Annotated in this window: 10 protein-coding genes and 1 riboswitch; all 10 genes read left to right on the top strand. The window is 71.1% G+C overall.

Going from position 1 to position 12,883, the window contains the following annotated elements:
• Window positions 1-32: 32 nt before the first annotated feature.
• The 10 genes from glgP to CDO52_RS22635 all read left to right on the top strand — a co-directional run bounded on the left by glgP (window position 33) and on the right by CDO52_RS22635 (window position 12,867).
• The gene (gene glgP, locus CDO52_RS22680) at window positions 33-2,651 is read left to right on the top strand and encodes an alpha-glucan family phosphorylase (protein WP_017621001.1); all 2,619 of its coding nucleotides are present in this window, start codon (window positions 33-35) and stop codon (window positions 2,649-2,651) included.
• A gap of 179 nt (window positions 2,652-2,830) precedes the next feature.
• Window positions 2,831-2,938, top strand: a riboswitch (TPP riboswitch).
• A 213-nt stretch (window positions 2,939-3,151) separates the two neighbouring features.
• Window positions 3,152-3,724: an ECF transporter S component gene (locus CDO52_RS22675; protein ID WP_033301819.1), complete on the top strand. Its 573-nt coding sequence runs from the start codon at window positions 3,152-3,154 to the stop codon at window positions 3,722-3,724.
• On the top strand, window positions 3,721-5,259 hold the full coding sequence (locus CDO52_RS22670) for an ABC transporter ATP-binding protein (RefSeq protein WP_017621003.1): 1,539 nt from the start codon (window positions 3,721-3,723) through the stop codon (window positions 5,257-5,259). The genes CDO52_RS22675 and CDO52_RS22670 overlap by 4 nt, the downstream gene beginning before the upstream one ends.
• Window positions 5,256-6,119: an energy-coupling factor transporter transmembrane component T family protein gene (locus CDO52_RS22665; protein WP_017621004.1), complete on the top strand. Its 864-nt coding sequence runs from the start codon at window positions 5,256-5,258 to the stop codon at window positions 6,117-6,119. Before CDO52_RS22670 ends, CDO52_RS22665 begins: the two co-directional genes overlap by 4 nt.
• A gap of 147 nt (window positions 6,120-6,266) precedes the next feature.
• The gene (locus CDO52_RS22660; protein WP_157745687.1) at window positions 6,267-6,869 is read left to right on the top strand and encodes a hypothetical protein; all 603 of its coding nucleotides are present in this window, start codon (window positions 6,267-6,269) and stop codon (window positions 6,867-6,869) included.
• Between the two features lie 33 nt (window positions 6,870-6,902).
• Window positions 6,903-7,658 (top strand): GNAT family N-acetyltransferase, encoded by a 756-nt coding sequence (locus CDO52_RS22655; RefSeq protein WP_017621006.1) that lies wholly within the window; start codon window positions 6,903-6,905, stop codon window positions 7,656-7,658.
• 103 nt (window positions 7,659-7,761) lie between these two features.
• The gene (locus CDO52_RS22650; RefSeq protein WP_017621007.1) at window positions 7,762-8,274 is read left to right on the top strand and encodes an FBP domain-containing protein; all 513 of its coding nucleotides are present in this window, start codon (window positions 7,762-7,764) and stop codon (window positions 8,272-8,274) included.
• Window positions 8,275-8,414: 140 nt separating this feature from the next.
• Window positions 8,415-9,203, top strand: a complete 789-nt coding sequence (locus CDO52_RS22645) for an enoyl-CoA hydratase/isomerase family protein (RefSeq protein ID WP_017621008.1) — start codon at window positions 8,415-8,417, stop codon at window positions 9,201-9,203.
• Between the two features lie 479 nt (window positions 9,204-9,682).
• Window positions 9,683-11,845, top strand: a complete 2,163-nt coding sequence (locus CDO52_RS29155) for a serine/threonine-protein kinase (protein WP_094932682.1) — start codon at window positions 9,683-9,685, stop codon at window positions 11,843-11,845.
• A gap of 242 nt (window positions 11,846-12,087) precedes the next feature.
• Window positions 12,088-12,867 (top strand): electron transfer flavoprotein subunit beta/FixA family protein, encoded by a 780-nt coding sequence (locus tag CDO52_RS22635; RefSeq protein ID WP_033301806.1) that lies wholly within the window; start codon window positions 12,088-12,090, stop codon window positions 12,865-12,867.
• Window positions 12,868-12,883: the final 16 nt, after the last annotated feature.

The raw sequence follows: 12,883 nt of genomic DNA, 5'->3' as shown, positions 1-12,883 counted from the left end.
TAACCGCGCCGAATTGACTAGCCTCACGCTCCGTGAAGGCGATTCGCAGATTTACCGTCCGTACCGTCCTCCCCGACGAACTCGCCCCGCTGGGCCGACTCGCCGCGAACCTCCGCTGGGCCTGGCACCCGGCGACCCGCGAGGTCTTCGCCGCGATCGATCCCGAGGTGTGGGAGAGCGTCGGCCAGGATCCGTTCCGCATGCTCGGCGAGGTCGGTGGGGAGCGGTTCGCCGCGCTCGCCCGCGATGAGGAGTTCCGCGCCCGTCTGCGCGAGGCCGCCGCCGACCTCGACACCTACCTCACCGGACCACGTTGGTATCAGGGCCTGTCCCAGCCGCCCTCGGGCATCGCCTACTTCTCGGCCGAATACGGCCTGACCGCCGCCCTGCCCCAGTACTCCGGCGGACTGGGCATCCTCGCCGGCGACCACCTCAAGAGCGCCAGCGACCTGGGCCTACCGCTCATCGGCGTCGGTCTGCTCTACCGGCACGGCTACTTCACCCAGACCCTCTCGCCCGAGGGCTGGCAGCTGGAGGGCTACCCGGAGATCGACCCGCGCGGACTGCCCATGAGCCGCCTGTCCGACGCCGCGGGGGAACCCGTGTGCATCGGCGTCGACATGGCGGACGGCCGCCGCATCACCGCGCACGTGTGGGTGGTCCGCGTCGGACGCGTCCCGCTGCTGCTCCTGGACGCGTGCCACGAGGGCAACGACCCGGAGCTGCGCGGCATCACCGACCGCCTCTACGGGGGCGGGAGCGAGCACCGGCTGCGCCAGGAGCTGCTGCTCGGCATCGGCGGGGTCCGGGCGGTCCGCGTCTACTGCGAGCAGACCGGCGACCCCCGCCCCGAGGTCTTCCACATGAACGAGGGGCACGCCGGGTTCCTCGGCCTGGAACGCGTCCGCGAGTACATCGACGAGGCCGGACTGACCTTCGACGAGGCGGCCGAGGCCACCCGTGCGGGCACGGTCTTCACCACCCATACGCCGGTGTCCGCCGGGATCGACCGCCTGCCGCGCGACCTCGTCGAGCGGCACTTCACCGCCGACGTCTCCGCGACACCGGGTGTCCCGCGCGACCGCGTCATGGAGCTCGGCACAGAGGACTACGCGGGCGGTGACCCCGCGGTGTTCAACATGGCCGTGATGGGCATGCGGCTGGCGCAGCGCGTCAACGGCGTCAGCGAACTGCACGGGGCCGTCGCCCGGGACATGTTCCAGGGGCTGTGGTCGGGCTTCGACGCCGCCGAGGTGCCCATCACCTCCATCACCAACGGCGTGCACGCGCGCACCTGGGTGGCGGATGAGGCCCAGCGGATGGCGGGGCGCATGGTGCAGGACTCCGCCGAGTTCACCCACTCCGAAGGGTGGCGCAAGATTACCGACGCCGACGAGGCGGATCTGTGGGAGATGCGCCGCACGCTGCGCTCCCGCCTGGTCGCCGACACGCGGGAGCGGCTGCGCGCCTCCTGGCGGCAGCGGGGGGCCAGTTCGGCCGAGCTGGGCTGGATCGACGACGTCCTCGACCCCGACATCCTGACCATCGGATTCGCCCGCCGGGTGCCCTCCTACAAGCGGCTCACCCTCATGCTGCGCGATCGCGACCGGCTCAAGTCGATGCTGCTCGACCCGGATCGCCCGGTGCAGATCGTCATCGCGGGCAAGGCCCACCCGGCCGACGAGGGCGGCAAGCGCCTCATCCAGGAGATCGTGCGCTTCACCGACGACCCGCGGGTGCGCCACCGCATCGTCTTCCTGCCCGACTACGACATGGCACTGGCGCGCTCCCTGGTCCAGGGCTGCGACGTGTGGCTGAACAACCCGCTGCGCCCACTGGAGGCCTGCGGCACCTCGGGCATGAAGGCCGCGCTCAACGGCGGGCTCAACCTGTCCGTCCGCGACGGCTGGTGGGCGGAGTGGTTCGACGGCTCCAACGGGTGGGCCATCCCCACGGCCGACGGCGTGCGCGACCCCGACCGCCGTGACGAGCTGGAGGCGGCGGCCCTGTACGACCTGATCGAGGGCGAGGTCGCGCCGCAGTTCTACGACCGCGATGAGGAGGGCCTGCCCAACCGCTGGCTGGAGATGGTCAAGCACACCCTCGTCTCGCTCGGCCCCAAGGTGCTGGCCACGCGCATGGTGCAGGAGTACGTCACCCGCCTCTACCAGGGGGCGGCCGACTCCTCCCGCCGGTTGGCGGGCGAGGACATGAACGGTGCGCGCGAACTCGCCGAGTGGAAGCGCCGGGTTCGCAAGGCCTGGCCGGGGGTGCGCATCGAACACGTGGAGGTGGTGGGAATGGAAGACCCACCCCAGGTCGGCGGCGAGATGCAGGTGCACACCACCCTCGGGCTGGCCGGACTGGCGCCCGAGGACATCCAGGTGGAGGTCGCCATCGGCCGGGTCACCGGCGACGAGCGGCTGGTGGAACCGGTCGTGGCCGACCTGGAGGTGGTCGGCGAGCCCGATGGGAGCGAGGGGCCGCTGGTGCGCTACGCGGGCTCCGTCCCCCTCCGGCGCGCCGGAACGTGCGGCTACACCGTGCGCGTCCTGCCCGCCCACCCCATGCTGGCCGACCCCGCCGAGATGGGCCTGGTCGTGGTCCCGCAGCCGCCCGAGACCATGGACGACGGAATGGTGCTGCGGTAGCGGTCGCGGCGTAGGCGGTACCTCGTGTGTCGGGCCGGTCGGTCATCTGTGATCCGACCGGCCCTGCGGCGTTGTCAAGGGCTCCCTGTCGACAATCTCGCGCCTCAGCGGTTGGAGAATCCCACGTTGCCTATCTCCACGCGGAGTCACCCATAATGGAATGAACTGCCAGAACGGCAGGGAACCGACAGGGGAGCGCTTCGGCGCTGAGAGTGCGGGATGGAACCGCAGACCCTTACACACCTGATCCGGGTCATGCCGGCGAAGGAAGTCGTAGGATCCGTCGGCCGTGGAATCGGTCGGCGCGCGGATGCGCGCCTCGATCCCGGCCCTCTTGGCACTTCGCGCCCTCTCGTGTGCTGACACGAAGGGACAGGAACACCGCCGTGGGAACCTCATCCACGCCTGGAGCAACCTCCACGACCAAATCCACCGGAACCGGTGTGCTGAACGCAGTCGCCACCCGCGCCGCCGCTCTGCGGCGGCGCATCGCCGAGTTCATGGGCGTTTCCGGTGTCCGCTGGCGCACCGTCGACATCGTCGTCGCCGCCGTCCTGGGCGTCGCCATCGGCGTCATCTTCTGGGTCTGGGGGATGCTGTGGGCATCCACCACCCCCCTCTTCCTCTTCTTCCCGCCCGCGCAGGCGGTGATCTACGGCGTGTGGCTGCTGCCCGGCGTGCTGGGGATGCTCATCATCCGCAAGCCCGGCGCCGGTGTGCTCACCTCGGTCGCGGCGGCGACGGTCTCGATGCTGCTCGGTACCGAATGGGGACTGATGGTCCTGCTCGCGGGGCTGCTGCAGGGACTGCTGCCCGAGGTGGTCTTCACGCTCGGCCGTTTCCGCCGCTGGGGGATGGGGATCTCCGTGCTCGCCGGTGCCGCCGCCGGGCTCGCGCCGACCGTCATGGACCTCGCCCTCTACTACGCCGCCTGGCCGGTCACCTTCATGGCCGCCTACGGGGTCATCGTGGTGCTCAGCGCCGCCGTCATCGCCGGTGTCGGCGGTCGCCTGCTGACCACGGCGCTGGCCCGCGCTGGCGCCCTCACCCCCTTCCCCTCGGCACGCGGATGAGCGGGGGCGGGGCCGCGGTTCGGCTCTCCGGATGGGGGTGGCGGCACGGTGCCCGCGACGCGTGGGCGCTGCGCGGCGTCGACCTGACGATCGAGCCGGGGGAGCGGGTCCTGCTCCTCGGGGCCTCCGGGGCGGGCAAGAGCACCCTGCTGCACGCCCTCGCCGGACTCACCGGCCCCGACGCCGCCATCTCCGGGGAGCAGGAGGGGACGCTCCTCGTCGACGGCGAGCACGCCGACCGCCGCCGCGGCGACATCGGCCTGGTCAGCCAGGACCCGGAGACCCAACTCGTGATGGCGCGGAGCGGCGACGACGTCGCCTTCGGTCTGGAGAACCGCGCCGTCGCGCGCGCGGACATCTGGCCGCGCGTGCACGCCGCGCTGGACCAGGTGGGGTTCCCCTATGGCATGGCGCGGTCGACCGCCGCGCTGTCCGGCGGCGAGAAGCAGCGGCTGGTCATCGCCGGGACGCTGGCGATGAACCCGCGCCTCCTGCTGCTCGATGAGCCCACCGCCAACCTCGACCCGGCCGGGGCGCGCCTCGTCCGCGAGGTGGTGGCGGACCTGGTCGCCACCACCGAGGCGACGCTGGTGCTGGTCGAGCACCGGGTGGCCGACGTGGTCGGACTGGTGGACCGTGTCGTCGTCCTCGAACCGGGCGGCGGCGTCATCGCGGACGGCGCGCCGGGCACTGTCTTCGCCACCCACGGCGCCCATCTCGCCGAGCAGGGCGTGTGGGTGCCCGGTCACGAACCCCGAGCCGAGCAACGGCCCGTCGCATGTTCGTCGCCCGCGTCGCCGCTCATCGAGGCGGTCGATCTCGTCGCCCGCACACCCGAAGCGCTCGGGCCGGGCACCGGCCCGCCCGCGACGATCCTCGACGGGGCGGCCGCTGCGGTCACCTCCGCGTCGGCCACCGCTCTGACCGGACCCAACGGGTCGGGCAAGTCCACTCTGCTGATGCTGCTGGCCGGGCTCACCGCGCCGCATGGTGGCGCGGTCGAGCCGCGCGGCGCCCTGGCAGCCATCGACGAGCGCCCGCTGATCCGCTGGCCCGCCCGCAGGCTCGCCCGTCACCTGGGCACGGTCTTCCAGCACGCCGAGGACCAGTTCGTCACCGGCACCGTCCGCGACGAGCTCGCCTTCGCCCCGCGGCGCACCGGGCTGAGCGAGCGCGAGGCGGCGGCGTGGGTGGAGGAACTGCTGGAGCGGCTGCGCCTGACCGGTCTCGCCGACGTCCACCCCAACACGCTCTCCGGTGGCGAGAAGCGCCGACTCTCGGTCGCGACGGCCCTCAGCTCCGGACCGGCCCACGCGCCCGACGTGCTGCTGCTGGACGAGCCGACCTTCGGCCAGGACACCCGAACCTGGTCCGAGCTGGTGACCCTGCTCGCCGACCTCCGGAGCGAGGGGCGGGCGATCGTCATGGCCACGCACGACACCCTGCTGCTCGACCGGTTCACCGACATTGAACTGCGCGTGGGCGACGGCCGCGTCACCCCGGCCCCATCGGCCGAACGGGAGGCCACACGATGACCACACACCCGACCGAACCGCACGCTCCCCACACGCGAGCCACCAGCTCGCCACCGTCGGTCGCTCCCCACGAGCCCACGGCCCTGCCGCGTGACGAGCCCGCACCCCCTCCCGCCGGCGAGCGCGCGGCCCGTCCCGCCGCACGGGCGTGGCTGCGCCGCGCGAACCCGGCCGCGAAGGTGGTGGCCGCACTGATGGTGACCGCGGCGCTGATCCCGACGGTCGATCCGGTCACCCCGGGCGTCGTGCTGGCCGCCATCGCGCTCCTCCTCCCCTTCGCGGGGATCCCCCGGCGTACCGCCGTCACCCTCGGCGGCCCGCTGCTCCTGGCCGCATTCTCGGTCGGGGTGGTCAACCTGGTCTTCGGCGAGGACGGCCCGCTCACCGCGTTCGGGCTGGCCGTGCGCCTGCTGGCCATCGCCCTGCCCGGGGTGCTGGTGGCGGCGACCAGTGAGCCCACCGAGCTGACCGACGCGCTGGTGCAACGGCTCAAGGTCCCCGAACGCCCGGCGATGGGCGTGCTGGCGGCGCTGCGGCTGATTCCCCTGCTCGCCGACCAGTGGCGCACGCTCACCCTGGCCCGCCGCGCCCGCGGACTGGAAGCGGGACGCAACCCGTTGACCGCGGCCACGATCTTCACCGGCAAGGCCTTCGCCCTCCTGGTGCGCTCCATCCGCACCGGCACCCTGCTCGCCACCGCCATGGACGCCCGCGCCTTCGGCACCGGACCACGCACCCGCGCCCGCGAGAGTGTCTGGCGCCGCTCCGACACCTGGCTCCTCGTCACAACCGCGGCGCTGCTGGTGGCCGCCCACGCCCTGTCCCTCTCCCTGGGCACCTGGAAGCCGCTGTTCATGTGAGCCCGGCAGTGGGTTCTCACCGTTAGGTGACAAACCACTGCCCCCGCTCGGGAATCCCAGCAAAGGACTCCGCCCGCTTCTCAAGCGCGTGGAAGGCTGGTCCTCCCGTCCTTGGAGACGTACGCGACGATGGATCCGATTCTCAGTGTGACGCTGATCGCTGCGGCCGGAGGCTCGATTCGGGGCCTCCTCGACCTGTACTCGGCGGTCCTGGCCTGGCAATCGGCTCGCAACAAGCACATCAAGGAGGGGGGTGAACCGAGCGAACGTCCGTCCTTCAGCGCCAGCTGTGACCTCGCCCCCGATCTGCTGGCCGCGGTGTTCCACGTCGTTCTGGGCGCGTTCGCGGGGTTCGTCCTCGTCCTGACCGGGCAGATCGAGTCCTCGTTGATGGCGCTTCTGGCCGGAGCGGCGGCTCCGGCTCTGCTTCAGCAGATGGTCACGGTCAAATGGCGCCTCGTACAGGCGCGGGCCTTCGGCTTGGATGGGGCGGTCAGACCGGCAGGTTCGCACAGCCCGCCCAAGGGAGCCCGCGTCGCTCGGCAAGGCGACGGAGTCGTCGGCGGCCGACGGTGGGAGGAGGGATCCCGAGCATGGCTGACGTCTCGTTGTGGAGGCGTACCCGGGACGCGATCACCGGAGCCGACCGTGTCCACCCGATCCGCACCGGCGAACGCTCTCGTGACGAGCTCAGCCTGGGAACGCGGACCATGGCCGCGATCCTGGGAAGGGACCTGCCGCCCGCGGTGAGCCGAGCGTCGGGTGTGCTGCGATGCTGCCGACATGAACGAGGCGGATGACATTCTCATTGACCGGCTGGCTGTGCGGGCGTGGCCCGCGATGGTGGTTCGGGAGACGCGCGGGTGGTTGCTCCGTGCCACACCCGGTGTGTCGCGCCGTCGGTCGAACAGCGCGGTACCGCCCGAGCATGGTGCGCTCGACGGACTGGCTGATGTCGAGGCGTTCTACGCGGAGCGGAACCAACCTGCGCTGATCCAGGTTTCGCCCGGGCACCGGCTTCGGATGCTGGACGGCCACCTGGCCGCTCGTGGGTTCGAACGTGTCGCGCCGTCGTTGGTCATGTGGACGCCACTGGACCGGATGGCAGAGGGGATTCACGGTGCGGGGAAGATGACGTCGTGGCGGGTCGATCTCGCGCAACGGGACGATGAGTGGACGCGGACGCTCCAGGCTGTCGACGGGCGCGTCGACGACGCCGGTGAGATGGTCATGGATCGCATTCCTGGCCGGACGGTCTTCGCGCGCGTGGCGGACGGCGGAACGGTGGCGGGCGTCGGAGCCGGGGTCGTCGACGGCGGCTGGCTCGGGATCTTCTGCATGGGGACCCGGCCCGAGTACCGGCGCAGTGGCGTTGGCACCGCGATTCTCGACTCTCTGCGGGTGTGGGCTCTGCGCAAGGACGTCCGCCACGCCTGGCTGCAGGTCGAAGAACGCAACCTGCACGCCCGAGCGCTCTACGAGGCACACGGCTTCGCGGTGTCGCATGCTTACCACTACCGGCAGCTACCGCACGCATGAGCCGACGGATGAGTCGCGGGATGCCGGAGTCCGGCCGGTGGACCGGCCCCGGGGAGAAAAATCGAAAGACATCCCATCATGTGCCCTGTTAACGTGCGGATTCATGAACCCCGTGACCGACAAAGAGATCCGTGCGTCCTTCGTGAACTGCTCCAAGGGCGAGGCGAAGCGGGCCAACCTCCCCCGAGGGCTGCACGAGGTGCCGTGGGATGACCTTGACTTCCTCGGCTGGCGCGATCCGGGGGCGCTGGACCGCGGCTATATCGTCGCCGAGCGGGACAGCGGGCTGGTCGGCGTGACGCTGCGCGCCGCCAGTGGGGTGCGGCGGAGTCTCGCCAAGAGCAACATCTGCTCGCTGTGCTCCACCGCGCACGCCGGAACCGGGGTCGTGCTCTATACCGCCCGCCGGGTGGGGGCCGCGGGTCGCCAGGGCAACACCGTGGGCGCCTACGTCTGCGGAGACCTCGCCTGCTCGCTCTATGTCCGGGGCAAGAAGAAGAACGCCGCGGCGGAGCGGTACCTGGAGGGTGTGCCGGTCGAGGACCAGATCGCCGACACCGTCCTCAACCTGGAGCAGTTCCTGCACCGGATCCTCGACCCGACCGCCGGCTCCTAGCACCGCAAAACGGGCGGCGCCGCACGGTCGGCACGTCGGCACCCTGGGTGGGGAACGCGAGAGCCGTTCATGGTAGGCAAGGGTGAGCCAGACCTCGTTGCCCTGAGAGGTCCTGTAGAACCCGTGAAAGGTAGGCGACCGTGGGCGAGTTCGTTCGTGTCGAGGCCGACCCGGCCAACCCCGCCGTAGCCGTCATCCGGCTGGACCGTCCCAAGATGAACGCGCTGAACGCGCAGGTGCAGCGGGAGATCGGTGCCGCCGCCGAGCAGGTCGGTGCCGACGACGCGGTGCGCGCGGTCGTCATCTACGGCGGCGAGAAGGTCTTCGCGGCCGGGGCCGACATCAAGGAGATGGCGGACATGAGCTACGCCGACATGTCCGCGCACTCCCAGTCGCTGCAGGACTCCTTCACCGCCGTCGCCCGCATCCCCAAGCCGGTCATCGCGGCCATCACCGGTTTCGCCCTGGGCGGTGGCTGCGAGCTCGCCCTGTGCGCCGACTTCCGCGTGGCCGCCGACGACGCGAAGCTCGGTCAGCCCGAGATCCTTCTCGGCGTCATCCCCGGCGCCGGGGGCACGCAGCGCCTGCCCCGGCTGGTCGGCCCGGCCAAGGCCAAGGACCTCATCTACACCGGGCGCATGGTCGCGGCCGATGAGGCGCAGCGGATCGGCCTGGTCGACGAGGTCGCCCCGGCCGCCGAGGTGTACTCCACCGCCGTCACCATGGCGGCGCGCTATGCGAACGGACCGGCGATCGCGCTGCGGGCCGCCAAGCAGGCGATCGACAACGGACTGGAGACCGACGTCGACACGGGTCTGGAGATCGAGCGGCTCCAGTTCTCCGGGCTGTTCGCCACCGAGGACCAGAAGACCGGCATGCGCAGCTTCGTGGAGCAGGGACCGGGGAAGGCGACCTTCTCCGGCCGGTAGGCCGAGCCGCCGCCCGTCAACCGCCGTGCGGCGGGCAGGGGAGGGGCAACCGGGGGCGTCGATGCCCGCCCGTCCGAATCCCCGCGCCCCCTCGTTGGGCCCCGCCTTCCCCCGCCCCGTGCGGCCGTTGACGGACCACGGTCGACTCAGTGTCCGAAATCCGTGATTCGGGGGTGCTCTCCCGGAACCGGGGACGGAATTTTTCCGTCATACTCGTGGGGTCACCCGAGAGCGTCATGCGTGGCATGGCGTGGGGGCAGTTCTCCCCCGAGCGATCGGGAGATCCGGATGGTGTCGACACCATGCGCCCGTGCCACGGCGGCGGTTGCCCCGGCGGGCACCGGACGAGTGGATGTGGCTTGAGGTTCACGAGAGGTGACGGCCGCCCCCCGGGGCCGCGTGGCCGTCACGAAACCCGGATGTTCCCGCCAGCTAGGCTGGACGTGGTGATATGCGGGCATTGAGGGGATGAAATCGCTATGGCAATGACGGCAGGTTTCCCCGAGGGCGAGGAGCTGCCGGAGCGTATCGGCCCGTACGTGATCCGCCGCCGAATCGGGCAGGGCGGAATGGGCGTTGTGTACCAGGCCGAAGACCCCCGCACGGATCGGCTGGTCGCGATCAAGGTGCTCCGTCCGGAGGTGGCGGGGGACCACATCGCGCGTGCCCGGCTGGACCGCGAGGTCGCGACGATGCGCCTGGTGCACAGCCGCAACGTCGCCGAGGTCATCGACGCCGACACCTCCGCCCGGCTGCCATGGGTCGTCACCGAGTACGTCCCCGGCCCCACACTCGACTCCACGGTCACCGACCACGGCCCCCTGCGCGGTCGCGCACTCACCCGCTTCGTGGCCGGGCTCGCGCAGGCGATCGACGACATCCACGCCGCTGACGTCATCCACCGCGACCTCAAGCCGGGCAACGTCATCATCTCCAACGGCGAGCCGATCGTCATCGACTTCGGCATCGCGCACGCGGTCGACGGCGCCAAACTGACCCAGACCGGCACCTTCGTCGGCACGCCGAGCTACCTTTCGCCCGAGGTCATCGAGGGCACCGACCTCGGCCCCGCCACCGACGTGCACGCGTGGGGCGCCACCGTGGCCTTCGCCGCCACCGGCGAGGCCCCCTACGGCGCGGGCTCGTTCGAGGTCATCTTCTTCCGCATCCTCAACGGCGAGATCAACATCGACGGCGTCCCCGAGGCGCTGCGGCCGATGATCATGCGGGCGGTCTCCCGCGACATGGCGTCGCGGCCGACGGCGGCTCAGCTGGTCGCCGAAGCCCGACAGCTCAACCTCGACCTGCCCTGGACCGAGGACGCCGCCCACGCGAGCACCGGCCTCACCGGAAGCCACACCGTGCACGCGCCCATGCCCGAGCGGGAGCGCGGCGCCGCGTCGGCGGGCGGATCCGGTGGCGGCACCGGCGGGCTGGCGCGTGGGGGCGGCGGCCGGAGGAGCGGCAGCGGGCGCCGCGGCCGGGGCACTGGCCGGGTCCGCCATGGGACGCGGCGACGACGCCCCGAGGCTCCGCGGACCCCGGCGGTTCCCGACGCGCAGACGACGCGGCAGGCGCCACCGTCCGGCGATGCGGGAGCGGCCACCGAGCTCGCGCCGACCGACGAGACCGGCCGGACGGACTGGGCCGACGGGGCCGACAGGGCCAACACTGCCGACACGACGGACCGCCCCGACCGGACGATGGTCGCCGGGAACGGCGGCCTCGACCAGACGACGCGCGCCGTCCCGGTGGACGAGCCGCAGACCACCGGCTACCTGCCGCCCGATGAGTCGGAGCCGGAGAACGACCGGTCCGGCCCGCACACGATGTACTACGACTCCACGCTGCGACCGGAGGAGTTCCGGGACATCCTCACGCCCGTCGACCAGAACGGGCCCGCGCGCCGCGCCGACCACACGGCCACGTTCCAGGGCGACGACTACGAGGACGAGCCGCGGCGCGGCCTGTTCGACCGGATCAAGGGCTCCAGCAGCGACCGGCTCAGCGACTACCTGGGCAGCCGTGACGACGACGGCTACGACGAGTACGACGACGCGGAGCCGCGTCGTCTGCCGTCGCTCATCCTCATCCCCGTCCTGCTCCTGTTGGCCGGCCTGGGGCTGCTGGTGCCGTGGGTGGGGCTCATCTCCGGTGTCCTGGTCGCCTCGGTCCTGGGCGCGCTGAGCCTGGTCAAGGCCGAGCACGCCCGTCGGCTGCAGACCAGGGGCCCGCGCAGCTCGGACAGTGTGGTGATCGCGCTGAGCATGCCCTGGGCGCTGATACGCAACCTCGGTACGACGCTGCTGTACGGCCTGGGATACCTGCTCGGCGGCATCGTCCTCGGGCTGATCATCGTGTTCACCGTCGGGGGGTCGGGCGACGCCAACACGGTGGGCGCCTACGCCATCGTGGTCGTGGTGCTCGGCAGTTTCCTCGGCCCCAACGGGCGTGGCGCGCGCGTCGAAGCGGTGCGGCTGGTCGACAAGATCAACATCCGCAACGTCTATGTGTACTGGGGAGTGATCGCCGCTCTGGTCCTGTTCACGATGCTGGTCTACTCCTTCGGACTGACCGCCGCGGCCTACTGGGGCGGGGCCGGTCCGGCGGACTGGTTCGCCTCGAGCCCGACAAATGTTTAGGTTAGCCTTGCCTTTGTTGAAACTGTGCCAGGGTCGGCGTTTGCCCTCTGGCTACTAGTCAGTAACATCGGGGGTATCACCTGAGTCATCAGGCGGGATGGCGTGACGTGAACGTCGCCCCGCTGCCGGATGACACCGGAGCATTTGGCACCCTTAGGGACCATACGCAGCAGGGACGCAGCAGGCGTCCGCGCCGTCCGAGTGGGCGACGCACAAGAGCGCAGGGAGGTCGGCCACCGGCCATGAATATTGTCGTTTTGGTCAAGCAGGTCCCGGACACGGCGACCGAGCGGAAACTCTCGTCGGATGACAACACGCTGGACCGCGCCGCGTCGGACGGTGTCATCAACGAGCTCGACGAGTACGCGATCGAGGAGGCACTGCTTCTCAAGGAGAAGCACGGCGGCGAGGTCACCATCCTGACGATGGGCCCGGACCAGGCGACGGACTCGATCCGCAAGGCCCTCTCCATGGGCGCCGACAAGGCCGTCCACGTCGTGGACGACGCGCTGCACGGCTCGGACGCCCTGCAGACGGCCTACGCGCTGTCCCAGGCGCTTCGCAAGGTCGGCTTCGACCTCGTGGTCCTGGGCTCGGAGTCCACCGACGCCCGGACCGGCGTCGTGGGTGCGGCCCTGGCCGAGTACCTCGGCGCGCCGCAGCTCACCCTCGCGGGCAAGGTCGACGTCGACGGCTCCGCCATCAAGGTGCAGCGTCAGACCGACTACGGCTACGACGTCGTCGAGGCGCAGCTCCCGGCCGTGGTCTCCGTGGTCGAGAAGATCAACGAGCCGCGCTACCCGTCGTTCAAGCTCATCATGCAGGCGAAGAAGAAGCCGGTGGAGAAGCTGGCGGTCGCCGACGCCGAGATCGACGCCGCCAAGGTCGGTCTCGCCAACGCCGGGACCGAGACCCTGGACTTCGCCGCGGCCCCGCCGCGTGCCGCGGGCACCATCGTCAAGGACGAGGGCGACGGCGGCGTGAAGGCCGCTGACTTCCTCACCGAGAAGAAGTTCGTGTAGGTCCGGCGGAGACGAA

This window comes from Nocardiopsis gilva YIM 90087 (assembly GCF_002263495.1).
Lineage (GTDB): Bacteria > Actinomycetota > Actinomycetes > Streptosporangiales > Streptosporangiaceae > Nocardiopsis_C > Nocardiopsis_C gilva.
Note: the sequence above shows the minus strand (reverse complement) of the source record. Positions and strands in the feature narration are given on the sequence as shown.